At 55.9% G+C, this 19,600-nt stretch carries 9 protein-coding genes, 1 tRNA gene and 3 rRNA genes; 9 read left to right on the top strand and 4 right to left on the bottom strand.

Going from position 1 to position 19,600, the window contains the following annotated elements:
- Positions 1–190: 190 nt before the first annotated feature.
- The 8 genes from ACR8BF_RS17625 (at position 191) to aceK (ending at position 11,326) form a co-directional block, all read left to right on the top strand.
- A 16S ribosomal RNA gene (locus ACR8BF_RS17625) occupies positions 191–1,733 on the top strand.
- Positions 1,734–1,819: 86 nt separating this feature from the next.
- A tRNA-Glu gene (locus ACR8BF_RS17620) sits at positions 1,820–1,895 on the top strand.
- Positions 1,896–2,108: 213 nt separating this feature from the next.
- Positions 2,109–5,016: ribosomal RNA gene (locus ACR8BF_RS17615) — 23S ribosomal RNA — on the top strand.
- Positions 5,017–5,110: 94 nt separating this feature from the next.
- A 5S ribosomal RNA gene (rrf, locus tag ACR8BF_RS17610) occupies positions 5,111–5,226 on the top strand.
- The 16S, 23S and 5S rRNA genes sit together here with 1 tRNA gene alongside, the layout of an rRNA operon.
- 179 nt (positions 5,227–5,405) lie before the next feature.
- Positions 5,406–6,335: a homoserine O-acetyltransferase MetA gene (gene metA / locus ACR8BF_RS17605; RefSeq protein WP_179897157.1), complete on the top strand. Its 930-nt coding sequence runs from the start codon at positions 5,406–5,408 to the stop codon at positions 6,333–6,335.
- A 262-nt stretch (positions 6,336–6,597) separates the two neighbouring features.
- A complete protein-coding gene (aceB, locus tag ACR8BF_RS17600; protein WP_434745344.1) occupies positions 6,598–8,196 on the top strand; it encodes a malate synthase A in 1,599 nt (532 codons plus the stop codon).
- A 17-nt stretch (positions 8,197–8,213) separates the two neighbouring features.
- A complete protein-coding gene (aceA, locus tag ACR8BF_RS17595) occupies positions 8,214–9,515 on the top strand; it encodes an isocitrate lyase (RefSeq protein WP_434745343.1) in 1,302 nt (433 codons plus the stop codon).
- Between the two features lie 62 nt (positions 9,516–9,577).
- Positions 9,578–11,326, top strand: a complete 1,749-nt coding sequence (gene aceK, locus ACR8BF_RS17590; RefSeq protein WP_434745342.1) for a bifunctional isocitrate dehydrogenase kinase/phosphatase — start codon at positions 9,578–9,580, stop codon at positions 11,324–11,326.
- On the opposite strand, the gene iclR is transcribed toward aceK, so the two are convergent.
- Positions 11,301–12,128, bottom strand: coding sequence for a glyoxylate bypass operon transcriptional repressor IclR (gene iclR, locus ACR8BF_RS17585; RefSeq protein ID WP_179897165.1), 828 nt, complete (start codon positions 12,126–12,128; stop codon positions 11,301–11,303). The two genes, aceK and iclR, sit on opposite strands and share 26 nt — an antisense overlap.
- Before the next feature lie 241 nt (positions 12,129–12,369).
- Between iclR and metH the strand changes: the two genes are divergently transcribed.
- Positions 12,370–16,005, top strand: coding sequence for a methionine synthase (metH, locus tag ACR8BF_RS17580; protein ID WP_434745955.1), 3,636 nt, complete (start codon positions 12,370–12,372; stop codon positions 16,003–16,005).
- 87 nt (positions 16,006–16,092) lie between these two features.
- On the opposite strand, the gene ACR8BF_RS17575 is transcribed toward metH, so the two are convergent.
- From ACR8BF_RS17575 to ACR8BF_RS17565, 3 genes are read right to left on the bottom strand one after another with little or no spacing between them, the layout of a single operon-like run.
- Positions 16,093–18,183: a YjbH domain-containing protein gene (locus ACR8BF_RS17575; protein WP_314984955.1), complete on the bottom strand. Its 2,091-nt coding sequence runs from the start codon at positions 18,181–18,183 to the stop codon at positions 16,093–16,095.
- Complete coding sequence (locus tag ACR8BF_RS17570) at positions 18,183–18,926, bottom strand: capsule biosynthesis GfcC family protein (RefSeq protein WP_434745341.1); 744 nt, start codon at positions 18,924–18,926, stop codon at positions 18,183–18,185. Before ACR8BF_RS17570 ends, ACR8BF_RS17575 begins: the two co-directional genes overlap by 1 nt.
- Positions 18,923–19,570, bottom strand: coding sequence for a YjbF family lipoprotein (locus ACR8BF_RS17565; protein ID WP_434745340.1), 648 nt, complete (start codon positions 19,568–19,570; stop codon positions 18,923–18,925). Before ACR8BF_RS17565 ends, ACR8BF_RS17570 begins: the two co-directional genes overlap by 4 nt.
- Between the last annotated feature and the right edge of the window lie 30 nt (positions 19,571–19,600).

Below are 19,600 nucleotides of genomic sequence, written 5' to 3'. Positions count from 1 at the left end.
ACAGGACGCTAACGCACTGTTCGCACTGCTCTTTAACAATTTATCAGACAATCTGTGTGGGCACTCGCAGGATTGATATCAGCGTCTCCGGACGTAAAAAATATCAAGCCTCACGAGTGAACACATAATGAAATTCATTATGACGTTTTACAGATGAGCACCGCTTAACTTGTTTAAGCAAATCAAACTTAAATTGAAGAGTTTGATCATGGCTCAGATTGAACGCTGGCGGCAGGCCTAACACATGCAAGTCGGACGGTAGCACAGAGGAGCTTGCTCCTTGGGTGACGAGTGGCGGACGGGTGAGTAATGTCTGGGGATCTGCCCGATAGAGGGGGATAACCACTGGAAACGGTGGCTAATACCGCATAACGTCGCAAGACCAAAGAGGGGGACCTTCGGGCCTCTCACTATCGGATGAACCCAGATGGGATTAGCTAGTAGGCGGGGTAATGGCCCACCTAGGCGACGATCCCTAGCTGGTCTGAGAGGATGACCAGCCACACTGGAACTGAGACACGGTCCAGACTCCTACGGGAGGCAGCAGTGGGGAATATTGCACAATGGGCGCAAGCCTGATGCAGCCATGCCGCGTGTATGAAGAAGGCCTTCGGGTTGTAAAGTACTTTCAGCGGGGAGGAAGGCGATGCGGTTAATAACCGCGTCGATTGACGTTACCCGCAGAAGAAGCACCGGCTAACTCCGTGCCAGCAGCCGCGGTAATACGGAGGGTGCAAGCGTTAATCGGAATTACTGGGCGTAAAGCGCACGCAGGCGGTCTGTTAAGTCAGATGTGAAATCCCCGGGCTTAACCTGGGAACTGCATTTGAAACTGGCAGGCTTGAGTCTTGTAGAGGGGGGTAGAATTCCAGGTGTAGCGGTGAAATGCGTAGAGATCTGGAGGAATACCGGTGGCGAAGGCGGCCCCCTGGACAAAGACTGACGCTCAGGTGCGAAAGCGTGGGGAGCAAACAGGATTAGATACCCTGGTAGTCCACGCCGTAAACGATGTCGACTTGGAGGTTGTTCCCTTGAGGAGTGGCTTCCGGAGCTAACGCGTTAAGTCGACCGCCTGGGGAGTACGGCCGCAAGGTTAAAACTCAAATGAATTGACGGGGGCCCGCACAAGCGGTGGAGCATGTGGTTTAATTCGATGCAACGCGAAGAACCTTACCTACTCTTGACATCCACGGAATTCGGCAGAGATGCCTTAGTGCCTTCGGGAACCGTGAGACAGGTGCTGCATGGCTGTCGTCAGCTCGTGTTGTGAAATGTTGGGTTAAGTCCCGCAACGAGCGCAACCCTTATCCTTTGTTGCCAGCGCGTCATGGCGGGAACTCAAAGGAGACTGCCGGTGATAAACCGGAGGAAGGTGGGGATGACGTCAAGTCATCATGGCCCTTACGAGTAGGGCTACACACGTGCTACAATGGCGCATACAAAGAGAAGCGACCTCGCGAGAGCAAGCGGACCTCACAAAGTGCGTCGTAGTCCGGATCGGAGTCTGCAACTCGACTCCGTGAAGTCGGAATCGCTAGTAATCGTGGATCAGAATGCCACGGTGAATACGTTCCCGGGCCTTGTACACACCGCCCGTCACACCATGGGAGTGGGTTGCAAAAGAAGTAGGTAGCTTAACCTTCGGGAGGGCGCTTACCACTTTGTGATTCATGACTGGGGTGAAGTCGTAACAAGGTAACCGTAGGGGAACCTGCGGTTGGATCACCTCCTTACCTGAAGATACCTTCCCGCGCAGTGTCCACACAGATTGTCTGATAGAAAATAACGAGCAAAGTGTCTTTCGAAGACAGACTTAATTGTCCCCTTCGTCTAGAGGCCCAGGACACCGCCCTTTCACGGCGGTAACAGGGGTTCGAATCCCCTAGGGGACGCCAAAGCTTGGTAACAGGTGAAAGATGTTACCCACATATCTTAAAGATGACTTACGAGTCATGTTTAAGATATTGCTCTTTAACAATCCGGAACAAGCTGAAAATTGAAACGACGCGTCGTTTTCATTCTCCGTAATAAGAATGAAAAGCACGATGCGTTCGAGTCTCTCAAATGCTCGTGACTTGCAAGCGTTGTAAAACGCCTGTGGGTTGTGAGGTTAAGCGACTAAGCGTACACGGTGGATGCCCAGGCAGTCAGAGGCGATGAAGGACGTGCTAATCTGCGTAAAGCGACGGTAAGGTGATATGAACCGCTACAGCCGTCGATGTCCGAATGGGGAAACCCGGTGCACTCTGTGCATCATTGCAGCATGAATACATAGTGCTGCAAGGCGAACCGGGGGAACTGAAACATCTAAGTACCCCGAGGAAAAGAAATCAACCGAGATTCCCCCAGTAGCGGCGAGCGAACGGGGAGCAGCCCAGAGCCTGAATCAGCATGTGTGTTAGTGGAAGCGTCTGGAAAGTCGCAGGGTACAGGGTGATACTCCCGTACACAAAAGCACATATGCTGTGAGCTCGATGAGTAAGGCGGGACACGTGGTATCCTGTCTGAATATGGGGGGACCATCCTCCAAGGCTAAATACTCCTGACTGACCGATAGTGAACCAGTACCGTGAGGGAAAGGCGAAAAGAACCCCGGCGAGGGGAGTGAAACAGAACCTGAAACCGTGTACGTACAAGCAGTGGGAGCCTTCTTTATGGGGGTGACTGCGTACCTTTTGTATAATGGGTCAGCGACTTATATTCTGTAGCAAGGTTAACCGTATAGGGGAGCCGCAGGGAAACCGAGTCTTAACTGGGCGTTAAGTTGCAGGGTATAGACCCGAAACCCGGTGATCTAGCCATGGGCAGGTTGAAGGTTGGGTAACACTAACTGGAGGACCGAACCGACTAATGTTGAAAAATTAGCGGATGACCTGTGGCTGGGGGTGAAAGGCCAATCAAACCGGGAGATAGCTGGTTCTCCCCGAAAGCTATTTAGGTAGCGCCTCGTGAACTCATCTTCGGGGGTAGAGCACTGTTTCGGCTAGGGGGCCATCCCGGCTTACCAACCCGATGCAAACTGCGAATACCGGAGAATGTTATCACGGGAGACACACGGCGGGTGCTAACGTCCGTCGTGAAGAGGGAAACAACCCAGACCGCCAGCTAAGGTCCCAAAGTCATGGTTAAGTGGGAAACGATGTGGGAAGGCACAGACAGCCAGGATGTTGGCTTAGAAGCAGCCATCATTTAAAGAAAGCGTAATAGCTCACTGGTCGAGTCGGCCTGCGCGGAAGATGTAACGGGGCTAAACCATGCACCGAAGCTGCGGCAGCGACACTATGTGTTGTTGGGTAGGGGAGCGTTCTGTAAGCCGTCGAAGGTGGCCTGTGAGGGCTGCTGGAGGTATCAGAAGTGCGAATGCTGACATAAGTAACGATAAAGCGGGTGAAAAGCCCGCTCGCCGGAAGACCAAGGGTTCCTGTTCAACGTTAATCGGAGCAGGGTGAGTCGACCCCTAAGGCGAGGCCGAAAGGCGTAGTCGATGGGAAACAGGTTAATATTCCTGTACTCGGTGTTACTGCGAAGGGGGGACGGAGAAGGCTATATCGGCCGGGCGACGGTTGTCCCGGTTTAAGCGTGTAGGCGGAGGGTCCAGGTAAATCCGGTCCCTTATCAACGCTGAGGCGTGACGACGAGGCACTACGGTGCTGAAGTGATAAATGCCCAGCTTCCAGGAAAAGCCTCTAAGCATCAGGTAACACAGAATCGTACCCCAAACCGACACAGGTGGTCAGGTAGAGAATACCAAGGCGCTTGAGAGAACTCGGGTGAAGGAACTAGGCAAAATGGTGCCGTAACTTCGGGAGAAGGCACGCTGGCGCGTAGGTGGAGGGACCTGCTCCCCGAGCCGAAGCCAGTCGAAGATACCAGCTGGCTGCAACTGTTTATTAAAAACACAGCACTGTGCAAACACGAAAGTGGACGTATACGGTGTGACGCCTGCCCGGTGCCGGAAGGTTAATTGATGGGGTTATCCGCAAGGAGAAGCTCTTGATCGAAGCCCCGGTAAACGGCGGCCGTAACTATAACGGTCCTAAGGTAGCGAAATTCCTTGTCGGGTAAGTTCCGACCTGCACGAATGGCGTAATGATGGCCAGGCTGTCTCCACCCGAGACTCAGTGAAATTGAACTCGCTGTGAAGATGCAGTGTACCCGCGGCAAGACGGAAAGACCCCGTGAACCTTTACTACAGCTTGACACTGAACATTGAGCCTTGATGTGTAGGATAGGTGGGAGGCTTTGAAGCGCGGACGCCAGTTCGCGTGGAGCCAACCTTGAAATACCACCCTTTAATGTTTGATGTTCTAACGTAGGCCCGTTACCCGGGCTGCGGACAGTGTCTGGTGGGTAGTTTGACTGGGGCGGTCTCCTCCTAAAGAGTAACGGAGGAGCACGAAGGTCAGCTAATCACGGTCGGACATCGTGAGGTTAGTGCAATGGCATAAGCTGGCTTGACTGCGAGAGTGACGGCTCGAGCAGGTGCGAAAGCAGGTCATAGTGATCCGGTGGTTCTGAATGGAAGGGCCATCGCTCAACGGATAAAAGGTACTCCGGGGATAACAGGCTGATACCGCCCAAGAGTTCATATCGACGGCGGTGTTTGGCACCTCGATGTCGGCTCATCACATCCTGGGGCTGAAGTAGGTCCCAAGGGTACGGCTGTTCGCCGTTTAAAGTGGTACGCGAGCTGGGTTTAGAACGTCGTGAGACAGTTCGGTCCCTATCTGCCGTGGGCGCTGGAGAATTGAGGGGGGTTGCTCCTAGTACGAGAGGACCGGAGTGAACGCACCACTGGTGTTCGGGTTGTCATGCCAATGGCATTGCCCGGTAGCTAAGTGCGGAAAAGATAAGTGCTGAAAGCATCTAAGCACGAAACTTGCCCCGAGATGAGTTCTCCCTGACTCCTTGAGAGTCCTGAAGGGACGTTGAAGACTACGACGTTGATAGGCCGGGTGTGTAAGCGCAGCGATGCGTTGAGCTAACCGGTACTAATGACCCGTGAGGCTTAACCTTACAACGCCAGAGGCGTTTTTGCAGAGACACGATTTTCAGCCTTGTACCGGATAAATCTGCGCGGCCCCCGGGGCGGCGCGGAAGACAGAATTTGCCTGGCGGCTTTAGCGCGGTGGTCCCACCTGACCCCATGCCGAACTCAGAAGTGAAACGCCGTAGCGCCGATGGTAGTGTGGGGTCTCCCCATGCGAGAGTAGGGAACTGCCAGGCATTATATAAGTGAAGAAGCCCCGCACGGAAGTGCGGGGCTTTTTTGCGTCTGCAATATGCCACTTTAAGCTGAAACATTTTCATTTTCTGCATGAAACCTCGACATCTCACAACGATCAGGCTAATGTTGGGCATCCAGATGTCTAAACGTTTATATGGTTGCGAGAGGTGAGCAGGTTATGCCAATCAGGGTCCCCGACGAATTACCGGCAGTGAATTTTTTACGCGACGAAAATGTCTTTGTCATGACATCGTCGCGTGCCAGTGTTCAGGAGATCCGACCGCTTAAAGTGCTCATACTGAATCTGATGCCGAAAAAGATCGAAACAGAGAATCAGTTTCTGCGTTTGCTTTCCAACTCGCCTTTACAGATCGATATTCAGTTACTGCGCATCGACAGCCGTGAGTCACGTAATACACCCACTGAACATCTCAACAACTTCTACTGCAATTTTGAAGATATCCAGCATGACAACTATGACGGCTTAATCGTGACAGGTGCGCCACTCGGGCTGGTCGATTTTAATGATGTTGCCTACTGGCCCCAGATTCAGCGCGTGCTGCACTGGGCAAATGAGCATGTCACCTCAACCCTGTTTGTCTGCTGGGCCGTGCAGGCTGCGCTGAATATTCTGTATGGCATTCCCAAGCAAACCCGGCATAACAAACTGTCTGGCGTTTACGAGCATCAGATACTGCATCCTCATGCGTTACTGACCCGGGGTTTTGATGATAATTTCCTCGCGCCACACTCTCGCTATGCTGATTTTCCTGCTCACCTGATCACGGATTACACCGATCTTGAGCTGTTTGCTGAATCGGAACAAACCGGTGCCTATCTGATGGCGAGTAAAGACAAACGCCTGGTGTTTGTTACTGGCCATCCGGAGTATGACGCGCTGACGTTGTCTGGTGAGTATCATCGCGATTATGAAGCCGGGGTGAATCCGGACATCCCCTATAACTATTTCCCGCAGGATAATCCGGCCCTGCCACCACGTGCCACGTGGCGTAGTCACGGCAATCTGCTGTTCTCCAACTGGCTCAACTACTACGTTTATCAGATCACGCCGTTCGATCTGCGCCGCATGAATCCTACGCTCGAATAGACCCGCTCAAAGATCAACTGAACCGTGTTAGCCGATGGCAGCACGGTTTTTTTTCGCCAGTAAAACAGCAATGAAAACCGTTCCTTTACTAAATAAAAATTTAATTTCATATAAAACATTGAGATAGGATGACTAAATTACAAAAATGGAAATAGTTTTTGATTTATAAAAATAAATCTTTATGCTCTGATCCTGTCGCTCACAAAACAAACACCGTGTGGATCCGCTGCATTCGATCCTTTGAATACAGGAGAACGCCAGCATGACAGACTCAGTGATCAGCCATACCCTGAACTTTAGCCAGCCCTTTAGCCATGCCGAACATCAGCTTTTAACGCCCGAGGCGATTTCCTTTCTGGAGGCCCTGGTTGCGCGCTTTGCACCGCAACGCGAAGAACTGTTATCGGCTCGCCAGCAGCGTCAGCAACAATATGACCAGGGCTACCTGCCAGATTTCAATATGGAAACGGCTTCCATAAGATCCAGTGAATGGCGTATTCAATCCATACCCGCAGATTTACAGGATCGTCGGGTCGAGATTACCGGCCCTCCCGATCGAAAAATGGTCATTAATGCCCTGAACTCAAATGTAAAAGTTTTTATGGCTGACTTTGAGGATTCGCTGTCACCGGAGTGGTCGACGCTGATTGAAGGACAGCTGACATTGCGCGAGGCGGTGCAGGGCACTCTGAGTTTCACCAGCGACAAAGGCAAAATTTATCAGCTCGGCGCAAACCCTGCGGTACTGATGTGCCGGGTTCGCGGCCTGCATCTGTCAGAAAAACATGTCAGCTGGCAGGGTGAGGCGATTCCGGGCGGGCTGTTTGATTTCGCGCTCTATTTCTTCCACAACGTGCGGCCATTACTGGCCAAAGGTAGCGGACCCTACTTCTACCTGCCGAAAACAGAGAGCTGGCAGGAGATCGCCTGGTGGCGTGAGATCTTCAGTTTCAGCGAGGATCAATTCGATCTGCCGCGTGGCACGATCAAGGCCACCGTGCTGATTGAAACGTTACCCGCTGTGTTTCAGATGGATGAGATCCTGTGGAATCTGCGCGATCACATTGTTGGCCTCAACTGTGGTCGCTGGGATTACATTTTTAGCTATATCAAAACCCTGAAACAGCATGCGGATCGCGTGCTGCCGGATCGCCAGTCCGTCACCATGTCTCAGCCGTTCCTGGATGCTTACTCGCGCCTGCTGATTAAAACCTGTCATCGCCGGGGAGCATTCGCGATGGGCGGAATGTCAGCCCTGATCCCCGCTAAAGATCCGACGCGCAATGCCTGGGTGCTGCAGCGCGTGACGGAGGATAAGCAGCGGGAGGCGGGCAACGGGCATGACGGCACCTGGATTGCGCATCCGGGCCTGGCTGATACCGCAATGGTGGTCTTCAATGCCACGCTGGGTGACCGACCTAATCAGCTGCATGTCATGCGGGAAGAGGATGCGCCGATCACGGCGGAGCAATTACTCGCACCCTGTCAGGGTGAGCGCACCGAAGCAGGGATGCGCGCCAACATCCGCGTCGCGCTGCAATACCTTGAAGCCTGGATCAGTGGTAACGGCTGTGTGCCGATAGACGGGCTGATGGAGGATGCCGCCACTGCTGAGATTGCACGCACCTCAATCTGGCAATGGATTCGTCATCAGCAAGTGCTGAACAGTGGCCAGCAGGTCACGGCTGAACTGTTTCTGCGCTGGCTGAACGAAGAGCTCCATCTGCTGCAAAACGCGCTGGGCGAAGCCCCATTCAGCGCCGGTCGCTATGACGATGCGGCACAGCTGATGGCGCAGATCACCACCGAACGCGAGCTGGTTTCCTTTCTTACCCTGCCAGGCTATCGCCTGATCCCCTGAACAGAGGAGCTATTGCCATGACACGTACTCAACAGATCGATCAACTGGAACAACTCTGGCAGACCGCACGCTGGGAGGGCATTACCCGCCCTTACAGCGCAGCAGAGGTCGTCAATCTGCGCGGCTCGGTTCTGCCCGCCTGTACGCTGGCAGAGCGCGGCGCGGAAAAATTATGGGCATTGCTGAACGGCGAGGCGAAGAAAGGATATATCAATAGTCTGGGTGCGCTGAGTGGTGGACAAGCACTGCAGCAGGCCAAAGCGGGCATCGAAGCAATCTACCTCTCTGGCTGGCAGGTGGCTGCGGATGCCAACGTGGCGGGGCAGATGTATCCCGATCAGTCGCTCTACCCGGTGAACTCAGTGCCAGAAGTGGTGACCCGTATTAATCAGACCTTCCAGCGCGCCGACCAGATTCAGTGGTCCAGCGGCATTGAAAAAGGTGACAGCCGGCACACCGATTTCTTCCTGCCGATTGTGGCTGATGCGGAAGCGGGTTTTGGCGGCGTGCTCAATGCGTATGAGCTGATGAAGGCGATGATTCAGGCAGGCGCGGCGGCGGTCCACTTCGAAGATCAGCTGGCGGCGGTAAAAAAATGCGGTCACATGGGCGGCAAAGTGCTGGTACCGACTCAGGAAGCGATTCAGAAACTGGTGGCGGCAAGGCTGGCTGCCGATGTGATGGGTGTGCCAACCGTACTGCTGGCCCGCACCGATGCCGACGCCGCTGACCTGATTACCTCAGACTGCGATGAATATGATCGTCCCTTTATCCGTGGCGACCGGACGGCAGAAGGCTTCTTCCGCACTCACGCTGGCATTGAACAGGCGATCAGTCGCGGACTGGCCTATGCCCCTTACGCTGACATCCTGTGGTGTGAAACCTCCACGCCGGATCTGGCGATGGCACAGCGCTTTGCTGATGCTATTCATGCGCGCTTCCCCGGCAAGCTGCTGGCCTACAACTGTTCACCGTCGTTCAACTGGAAGAAGAACCTCGACGATCGCACTATCGCAAAATTTCAGCAGACGCTCAGCGACATGGGCTATCGCTTCCAGTTCATCACGCTGGCGGGCATCCACAGCATGTGGTTCAACATGTTCGATCTGGCCCATGCCTATGCCCAGGGAGAAGGGATGCGTCACTACGTGGAAAAGGTTCAGCAGCCTGAGTTCGCTGCCCGCGATCGCGGTTACAGCTTCTCATCACATCAGCAGGAAGTCGGCACCGGCTATTTCGATCAGGTGACCAACATCATTCAGGGTGGTAAGTCCTCGGTCACCGCGCTCACCGGTTCGACTGAAGAGCACCAGTTCTGACGCTTATCTTCTGACGGATTCCCCGCCTGCACCATGCAGGCGGGCATTGACCGGAGCTGACTATGCCGCCACGTGAATCCCTGATTGCCCACACTATTCTGCAGGGTTTTGATGCTCAGTATGGCCGCTTTCTGGATATTACCGCCGGGGCGCAGCAGCGTTTTGAGCAGGCGGAATGGCAGGCAGTGCAGCATGCTATGAAGGCCCGCATTCATCTCTATGACCATCACGTCAGTCTGGTGGCCGATCAGCTGCGGGTGCTGAACGGCGCGGCCAGCTGGGATGATATTTTCTGGCTGCGGGTGAAGGATCATTACCAAAGCCTGCTGCCGGGCTATCCACGACATGAGATTGCCGAAAGCTTCTTTAATTCTGTCTATTGTCGCCTGCATGGACATGCCGACCTGCAGCCGGACCGGTTGTTTATCATCAGCTCGCAGCCCATGACCACCCCGGTCACACCTTTGCGGCCCTTATCACGGCGTTATCAGCCGGAGCGGGGCTGGCGGGCATTGGTGGAGCAGGTGCTGGGAGATTTACCTCTGACGCTCCCGTGGCAGCATCGCGCGCGCGATGTCGGGTGGATTGTCCGCCACCTGGAGTCGCATTTCCCCCGGCTGAGCCAGGGCTGGCTCGAGGTCAACAGTGAACTCTTTTATCGCAACAAAACTGCCTGGCTGGTGGCGCGCCTGCATCTGCCGGAGGGCATTTTTCCCTGTCTGCTGCCGATACAGCGCACTGAAAGCGGCGAACTGTGGATCGACACCTGCCTCACCGATGTAAATGACGCCAGTATTGTCTTTGGTTTTGCCCGCGCCTATTTCATGGTTTATGCCCCGGTGCCTGCGGCGCTGGTCGCCTGGCTGCAGCCCATTCTGCCTGGCAAAACCCTGGCGGAGCGCTATATGGCGATTGGCTGCCAGAAGCACGGCAAAACCGAAAGCTATCGTGAATATCTTCAGGCGCTGGCCGGGAGTGACACGGCCTTTGAGATCGCGCCTGGCGTGCGCGGCATGGTGATGCTGGTCTTTACGCTGCCAGGCTTTGACTGGGTATTCAAAGTCATCAGGGATCGCTTCGCGCCGCAAAAAGAGGTGACGGAAGCGCAGGTCCGCGCCTGTTATCAGCAGGTCAAAGAGCACGATCGCGTGGGACGGATGGCGGATACGCAGGCGTTCGAGCAGTTTGCACTGCCGCTGTCGCGCATCTCACCGGCGCTGCTGGCGGAACTCCACGCCTGCGTGGCAGAGAAGCTGCACATCGAAGGCGATCGCCTGATCATCCGTCATCTGTGGCTGGAGCGCCGAATGCAGCCGCTTAATCTCTATCTGGCGCAGGCCAATGCAGGAGAGCGACGTCATGCCATTGAGGAGTATGGCAACGCCATCCGACAGCTGGCGGCCGCCAATATCTTTCCTGGCGATATGTTGTTTAAAAACTTCGGCATAACCCGCCATGGCCGGGTAATTTTTTACGATTACGATGAAATTCGTCCGATGCAGGAGCTGAACTTCCGGGAGGTGCCAGCGGCGCGCTATGAGGAAGATGAACTCAGTGCCGAACCGTGGTACAGCGTCGGGCCGGACGATGTCTTCCCGGAAACCTTCCGCTATGCGTTATGCAGTGAAGCCGCGACCGGCGCCTTGCTGCTGCAACTGCATCCGGAGATATTCGACGCCAGCTGGTGGCGTGCGCAGCAACAGCGCATCGCACAGGGTCATGTGGAAGAGGTGATCGCCTGGCGGCAGACGCAGCGTTTCAGCGTCTGCTACGCGGCAGAGGCTATTAACGACCGCTGTACGCCAGCGTAACCTGACGCGCTTCGCGAATGACCAGCGCACCTAACTCCGTAATCCGATCGTCTGTCATGCGGGCGATGGGGCCGGAGATGGAGAGCGCGGCAAACGCCTCGCCATGTTCATCATAGATGGGCGCGGCGACACAGCGCAGTCCGAGTGCATGCTCTTCATCATCCAGCGAAAAGCCCGCTTTGCGAACCTGTGCCAGATTATCCTTCAGGCTCTGCGGCGACATCAGGGTCTTCGGCGTGTAGTAGTGCAATCCTTTCTGATGCAGCAGGGCGGTGACCTGTTCATCACCCAGATGCGCCAGAAACGCTTTGCCTGCGCCTGATGCATGCATCGGTAGCTTGCCGCCAATCGGGGCGGACATCCGCATCAGCTGGGTACACTGCACCTGATCAATGATCACGGCCTGGTAGTCACTGAGATCCAGCACCGCCAGATTCACCGTCTCACCGGACTGCTCCATCAGGCTTCGCAGCACCGGGTGAACCAGCGCCAGCAGATTACGGCTCTGCAGGAAACTGCTGCCGACCACAAAGGCGTGGGCGCCAATCGTCCATAGCCCCAAATCGCCCACCTGGCGGACAAAACCCTGTTGCTGCATGGTGCTGAGCAGGCGATGCGTGGTGGAGTTAGGCAAACCCGCCTGCTGCGCCAGTTCGGTCAGCGCCACGCTGCCGTGTGAATCAGCAATCAGCTCCAGCAGCGTCAGGCCGCGCGTCAGCGATTGAACCTGACCGCCCGTGGGTGCGGCGACAGGAGTGCCGCGGGGTTTTTTACCGCGCTTAACGGGAACGGGCGTTGCCATCGTTGTTTCTCCTTTTACATTGTGGAAATCATTTTCGTTTTAATCGCGCGGTTTGCAAACGCTGGTTTTCTGGTCAGACCTGTGAGGCCGTGCCTGAAAATCTCTCCGTCGAGGTTACTTTGTCGCCTGACCAGCTTGTGCCAGAATGAAAAACGGGCTTTTCCGCCAGCAGACTGACGTGAATGGGGCAACAGTGAGCAATAAAATCGACGCGCTACATCAGCAGCTCGCACAACGCATTATGGTGTTGGATGGCGGCATGGGCACCATGATCCAGAGCTACCGGCTGGAGGAAAAGGATTATCGTGGCAGCCGTTTCGCGGACTGGCCCTGCGATCTCAAAGGCAACAACGACCTGCTGGTGCTGAGTAAACCAGACGTGATCCGCGAGATCCACGACGCCTATCTGGCTGCGGGGGCGGATATCCTCGAGACCAACACCTTCAACGCCACGTCGATTGCGATGGCGGATTACCAGATGGAAAGTCTATCGGCGGAGATCAATTTCGAAGCGGCCCGACTGGCGCGCGTCTGCGCCGATGCGTGGACGGCGAAAACGCCGGATCGTCCGCGTTATGTCGCGGGTGTTCTCGGCCCGACCAACCGCACCTGCTCGATCTCACCCGACGTCAACGATCCCGCCTACCGAAATGTCACCTTTAATCAGCTGGTGGAAGCTTACCGTGAATCGACCCGCGCGCTGGTGGAGGGCGGTTGCGACCTCATCATGATCGAAACGGTGTTTGATACGCTGAATGCTAAAGCGGCCATCTATGCGGTGCAGACCGAGATGGAAGCGCTGGGTGTGACGCTGCCGCTGATGATCTCCGGCACCATCACCGATGCCTCCGGCCGGACGCTCTCCGGCCAGACCACCGAGGCTTTTTACAACTCGCTACGTCACGCCGAACCGCTCTCTTTTGGCCTGAACTGCGCGCTGGGACCGGATGAGCTGCGTCAGTATGTCGCGGAGCTGTCGCGCATCGCCGAAGGCTACGTCACTGCCCATCCCAACGCTGGTCTGCCAAACGCGTTCGGCGAATACGATCTCGATGCGGAGCTGATGGCGCAGCAGATTGGTGAATGGGCGACTTCGGGTTTTCTGAACATCATTGGCGGTTGCTGTGGCACCACGCCGCAGCATATTGCGGCGATGGTCGCGGCGGTTGAAGGCGTCGCGCCGCGTCCCTTGCCGACGATTCCGGTGGCCTGTCGTCTCTCCGGCCTGGAGCCGCTAAACATCACCGCAGAGTCACTGTTTGTTAACGTCGGTGAGCGCACCAATGTCACCGGCTCAGCAAAATTTAAGCGGCTGATTAAAGAAGAGAAGTACAACGAAGCGCTGGAAGTGGCGCTGCAGCAGGTGCAGAGCGGCGCGCAGATCATCGACATCAACATGGATGAAGGGATGCTCGACGCTGAAGCGGCGATGGTGCGCTTTCTGAATCTGATTGCGGGCGAACCCGATATTGCCCGTGTGCCGATTATGATCGACTCCTCGAAATGGGCGGTCATTGAGAAAGGGCTACAGTGCATTCAGGGCAAAGGGATCGTTAACTCGATTTCGATGAAAGAGGGTGAAGCGGCCTTTATCCACCATGCGCGCCAGGTCAGGCGTTATGGCGCGGCCATGGTAGTCATGGCGTTTGACGAAGTGGGTCAGGCGGATACCCGCGCCCGCAAAATTGAGATCTGCCGCCGTGCCTACAGGATTCTGACTGAGCAGGTGGGTTTCCCACCGGAAGATATCATCTTTGATCCCAATATCTTTGCGGTCGCCACCGGCATCGACGAACACAACAACTACGCCATGGATTTCATCGGTGCCTGTGAAGATATCAAGCGTGAACTGCCCCATGCCATGATCTCCGGCGGCGTCTCCAACGTGTCGTTTTCATTCCGGGGCAACGATCCGGTGCGTGAAGCGATACACGCGGTATTCCTCTATTACGCCATCCGAAAAGGCATGGATATGGGCATCGTCAACGCAGGCCAGCTGGCCATCTATGACGATCTGCCGGCAGAACTGCGTGACGCGGTAGAGGATGTGATCCTTAACCGCCGTGATGATGGCACCGAGCGGCTGCTGGCGCTGGCGGAAAAATACCGTGGCGGTAAAAGCGATGGGGCGCAGGAAAAGCAGCTTGCCGAGTGGCGCAGCTGGGACGTGGTGAAGCGGCTGGAGTATTCGCTGGTCAAGGGGATCACGGAGTTTATCGAGCAGGATACCGAAGAGGCGCGTCAGCAGGTGCCACGTCCGATAGAGGTAATTGAAGGCCCGCTAATGTCCGGCATGAACGTAGTCGGGGATCTGTTTGGCGAAGGCAAAATGTTCCTGCCGCAGGTGGTAAAGTCGGCGCGCGTGATGAAACAGGCAGTGGCATATCTGGAGCCCTTTATCGAAGCCAGCAAAGAAGCGGGGCGCAGCAACGGTAAAATCGTGCTGGCCACGGTCAAAGGCGACGTGCATGACATCGGCAAAAACATTGTCGGCGTGGTGCTGCAGTGTAATAACTACGAAATTATCGACCTCGGTGTAATGGTGCCGGGCGAAAAAATTCTCAAAACGGCGCGCGAAGTGAATGCGGACATCATTGGCCTGTCAGGCCTGATTACGCCGTCGCTGGATGAGATGGTCAATATGGCGAAAGAGATGGAGCGGCAGGGCTTTACCTTACCCCTGCTGATTGGCGGGGCGACCACTTCGAAGGCGCATACTGCCGTCAAAATTGAGCAGCACTACAGCGGTCCGACGGTCTACGTGCAGAACGCCTCACGCACCGTTGGCGTGGTGTCATCGCTGCTTTCTGCCACCTTAAAAGACGATTTCGTTGCCCGAACGCGTAAAGAGTACGAAACCGTGCGCATCCAGCATGCACGCAAAAAGCCACGCACGCCGCCGGTCTCGTTGCAGGCAGCGCGCGATAACGCCACCTCACTAGACTGGGAGAGTTACACGCCGCCGGTGCCGCATCGCCCGGGTGTCAGTCAGGTGGAGGCCAGCATTGCCACGCTGCGGCACTACATTGACTGGACGCCATTCTTTATGACCTGGTCGCTTGCGGGCAAATATCCCCGCATCCTTGAGGATGAAGTGGTGGGTGAAGAGGCGCAGCGCCTGTTTGCCGATGCCAATGCGATGCTCGACCGATTAAGTGAGGCGTCGCTGCTGAAGCCGCGTGGTGTGGTCGGTATTTTCCCGGCTAACCGGGTCGGCGATGATATTCATCTTTACAGTGATGAGCGGCGTGATGAAGTGCTGTGTGTGAGTCATCACTTACGTCAGCAAACTGAGAAAACCGACTTCGCCAACTACTGTCTGGCGGATTTTGTCGCCCCGAAAACCTCCGGAAAAGCGGATTATCTGGGCGCGTTCGCGGTGACAGGCGGGCTGGAAGAAGATGCGCTGGCGGACGCTTATGATCGTCAGCACGATGACTACAACAAGATCATGGTGAAAGCGCTGGCTGACCGTCTGGCGGAAGCCTTTGCTGAATATCTGCACGAGCGGGTGCGTAAGGTGATCTGGGGCTTTGCACCCAACGAAAATCTGAGCAATGAAGAGCTAATCCGCGAAAATTATCAGGGGATACGTCCGGCACCAGGCTATCCGGCCTGCCCGGAGCACACTGAGAAAGCCGCTATCTGGCGTCTGCTGTCAGTGGAAGAGCAGACCGGCATGAAGCTCACCGAATCCTTTGCCATGTGGCCGGGTGCGGCGGTGTCTGGCTGGTACTTCAGCCATCCTGACAGCCGCTATTTCGCCGTGGCACAGATTCAGCGTGATCAGGTGGAAGATTATGCGGCACGCAAAGGGATGTCGGTTACCGAAGTAGAGCGCTGGCTGGCGCCGAATCTCGGCTACGATGCGGACTAAATAAAAAAAGCGGCCAGCGGGCCGCCTGAATTCATCCTGAGCTTGCTTTCTCTCATTAGCATGAAGCGGCCCGGAGGCCGCCTCTGCTTAGTTGAAGCGCGCGTCGCGATCCGACGTCAGATCATACAGCTGGTACTTACGACCCAGCATCTGACCGCCATCACGCGTCAGCGGCACCCAGTTCACCTGCGCGCGACCGCGTGTTGGCGTCACAGTGAACAGATCCATTGGAACGGAGATATAGAAGCCTTTGGTGAAGTCGCCTTCGCCATACTCTTCAGACGACACATTGGTTTTGGTGGCATAAACACCGACCATCACGCCGCTGTCGAAGCGCTTCGACACATCGACTGTCACGCCTTTATCTTTCGCCAGATACTGTCCGACACTGGTTTTTACCAGCACATCCTGCATAAACCACGGACGCCAGTAACCTGTCAGGTTGCCGGTGGTCGCTTTATAGCGGTTAAACTGCATCATGTTGTCCCAGTCACGCTGACGGACATAGTTGGCATCGACGCCCACCGCCCAGTTCGCATCGACCGGACGATAAAGCACCTCGCCACCCACACCGCCGTACATCGTCTCCAGATAGCCGCCGTAAACCTGACCATAGAAGCCGTTACCGAGCTGGCCCATGTAGTTGGCCTGCAGATCGTTGACATAGACGTTGTTCTCAACGTAGTCGCGGATATGGGTACGCACGCGCGGCAATGAGGAGTCCGCCGGTGCGCCGTTGTAGTTGAACTTGTCGTAATTGTTGGCGAGGTTACCAAACAGACTGCCGCCCACCAGCAGGTGATCCGTCAGCCAGTAATCCGCGCTGGCCATGACGCCGACCTGATACATATAGAAGCTTTCCGGGCCGCCCACCGACTGATTCAGCACCGGTGACAGGCTGTAGTTCAGGCGATCTTTACGGATAAACATCCCCTGCTCAGTGGTACCCGGATCGACCGGTTCTTTGCGGATCTGTTGCAGCGGCTGCTCATGCCCCAGCGGATAGCCTTCCAGATCGTTACGCAGGCTGGCGACTTTCGTCTCGGTAGTCACCTGCGGCATGTTAAAGCGCGACTCGGTGATATTGATGGTGTCGATGCCGTCAGGCAGGTGGTTCATGATGATGCGATTAGCGCGATCAACCCCTTCACGGGTGTCGCGATACTTCGTCTGCTCGCCTGACACATACAGCGTATGGCCCTGAGTCTGAATACGTGGACCGTCGAGACCGGCGTTGTATTTCAGATCGGTCAGCTGAGATCCGACTACCGTCGTCTCCAGCAGTTTCGGCTGCGGCTGCGGATTGTAGGCCGGCTTCTCGCTGTCGATGTGCGCCTGACGCAGGTCGTTGAAGTTGGTACGAATGGTCACACCAAACATAAAGGTGTTGCCACGTTCGTAGCTGGCGTTGATGTCGGCCCAGTCGGTGACACGATAGATTGCCCCGACGTTGAGTTTGCTGCGCTGATCAAGGCGGCCAGCAAAGTCATTCTGATAGTCGTTGCCTTCATATTCCATCTTAAGGCGCAGCGGCTGCCACGGCGTCTGATACTCTACGCCGCCAAAAAATGCCGTCGGGCCGTGGAACATCTGCGAGCCATTGATTGAGCCCGCTTCGCCCACACGCGGACGCTGGCAATAGCTGTCGCTGTAGGAGCAGAAGGGATTCTTAACGGTGCCGCTGTTGCCGAGATAGCCCCAGCCGAGGCCCAGGGTAAAATCGAACGGTCCCCAGGCTTTCGTCCCCACCAGATATTCGCTGTCGAACAGACCAGTACCGCCGAGATCGCGGGTTCCTACCGCCACTTCCGGCAGCCAGAAGCCTTCCTGCCAGAGACGCAGTTTCAGGTCGAAGGCTTTATCTTTATAGCTCTGCGTACCACTGAATTCTGACACCGCACTGTACTGACGTGTCCGAACGTCGGTATAACGCACGGTGGTTTCCAGCCAGGGGAAGAGCTGCAATGACGCAGAGTAGTAGCGGTACTGATCGTTGTCGCGGGCGTTAAGGCTGAATTCGCCCTCTCTGGCCATGCGCGCCGTCGGCACCTGCATCAGGCCTACGCCACCAAAATCAGATTGTGAAGGACCCACCGGCGCGGGGAAGGTATCAGCCTGTGCCTGACAGGCTGCCGCCACAGAAACAGCCAACAGGCTGAATAAATAACGTTTTTTCATCAGTCTGGTATCCGGTGAGTCAGTACGGAAAGGATGCGATCATTAAGGTCTTCATAGCTGCCTGGCAGGCTCCATGACGAAAAGCCGAGCCAGATAACGCTGCCGGGTTCCACTTCCGCATGACGACGATTCCAGTAGGCCACCGGCACCTGCTGTGTGGCGCCTGAAGGGACAATCACCGTGACAAAATTGCGTTCTGCCCCGGAGAGTGCGTCATGACCATCCAGATAGTCGCGTACGGATTTACCCGGCTGCCAGCTCACCTTGCCTGCGCCGCTGAGTGCACCGAGCAGCAGCACAGAATCGGTGGGCGCCTGCAGATAGAGGTCATAGCTGCCTTCCAGCCGACGGTTGTCAGCCGGATGCAGACGGATCCAGTCCGGGTCGAGCGACGTGAACTGGCGACCTGTTACTTTAATAGCGCTCAACTGGCGGATCACCTCATCAATGGCTGCCGCCCGATCGCCACTGCTGTCGGCACGCCAGGCCCGTAACGCGCCCAGCGTCTGTTGATATTGCTGCTGTGCGACTGCGGTTGCGCCGCGCTCGGCAATAAAGGTTGCGCGCCAGTCCGTGTTGACCTGCAGCGGAGGCAGAGTCACCAGCTGTGAGAGATCCGCGACCTGGCTCAGCTCAGCCTGACCGCCGTTGTGCGGTGCATGGACAGTAACCTGCGCAGCTGCCTGCGCCCCTGCGGCGCTGAACAGGCTCAGCCCGGCCAGCAAAATAGTGATTTTTTTCATGATTTCGCCGGCTTCAGAATAGTGATATCGACAGGGAAGGCATCGGCCGCCAGCATCTGATGGGCCTGCACCACATCGCCGCTGCTGTTATCGATCCAGAAGGTGTTCTCCCACTCGCGGTTACTGCTGTCGATGCTCACCTGCTCATGCCAGACACGGCACGGGATGCGGTTGCCCGCCACGGTCAGCACTTCGTCGGTGCCGCGCTCGAAAGTTGAACGCACGGTCGCGCCGCGAACCTTGCCCTGCTCGGTCCACTGCACGATGCGGTTCCAGCCTGCGCCGTTGCTGATATGCAGGCTGTCAGCAAGCGGATCCTGTTGCAGATTACTGACGCTCAGCAGGTTATCGGGTAAGCCCAGGGTTTTAACCAGACGGCCATGCTGTGTCACCAGCATCGCCTGATCCTGCGTGACCCATTTCTGCTGCCCCTTCTCGCTGTAGCCCAGCACTACAAAAATGCGCGGACCCTCATTCAGACGAGCATAGAGACTGGCATAGGGAAGATTGTTGACCTGTTGATCGGTGACGGTGACGTCATCCGGACCGTTAACCGCGAGCAGCAAAGTCTGTTCAAGACCTTTTTGCGTTTGTGTACAGGCCTGCAGCAGCAGGCAAGCGAGCAGCAGAGGAAGTTGGCGCACTGTGTGTCCCTGATAAGTCATGCCAAAGTA

The sequence above is a fragment of the Candidatus Pantoea rara genome, from assembly GCF_051136265.1.
Classification (GTDB): Bacteria; Pseudomonadota; Gammaproteobacteria; order Enterobacterales; family Enterobacteriaceae; genus Pantoea; species Pantoea rara.
This window is presented reverse-complemented; position numbering and strand designations above follow the sequence as displayed.

What these genes read in the sequence shown, in the direction of transcription:
- metA (WP_179897157.1), top strand. Translation starts at nt 5,406, where the DNA reads ATGCCAATCAGGGTCCCCGACGAATTACCGGCAGTGAATTTTTTACGC.
- aceB (WP_434745344.1), top strand. Translation starts at nt 6,598, where the DNA reads ATGACAGACTCAGTGATCAGCCATACCCTGAACTTTAGCCAGCCCTTT.
- iclR (WP_179897165.1), bottom strand. Translation starts at nt 12,128, where the DNA reads ATGGCAACGCCCGTTCCCGTTAAGCGCGGTAAAAAACCCCGCGGCACT.
- ACR8BF_RS17570 (WP_434745341.1), bottom strand. Translation starts at nt 18,926, where the DNA reads ATGAAAAAAATCACTATTTTGCTGGCCGGGCTGAGCCTGTTCAGCGCC.
- aceA (WP_434745343.1), top strand. Translation starts at nt 8,214, where the DNA reads ATGACACGTACTCAACAGATCGATCAACTGGAACAACTCTGGCAGACC.
- metH (WP_434745955.1), top strand. Translation starts at nt 12,370, where the DNA reads ATGGTGTTGGATGGCGGCATGGGCACCATGATCCAGAGCTACCGGCTG.
- aceK (WP_434745342.1), top strand. Translation starts at nt 9,578, where the DNA reads ATGCCGCCACGTGAATCCCTGATTGCCCACACTATTCTGCAGGGTTTT.
- ACR8BF_RS17575 (WP_314984955.1), bottom strand. Translation starts at nt 18,183, where the DNA reads ATGAAAAAACGTTATTTATTCAGCCTGTTGGCTGTTTCTGTGGCGGCA.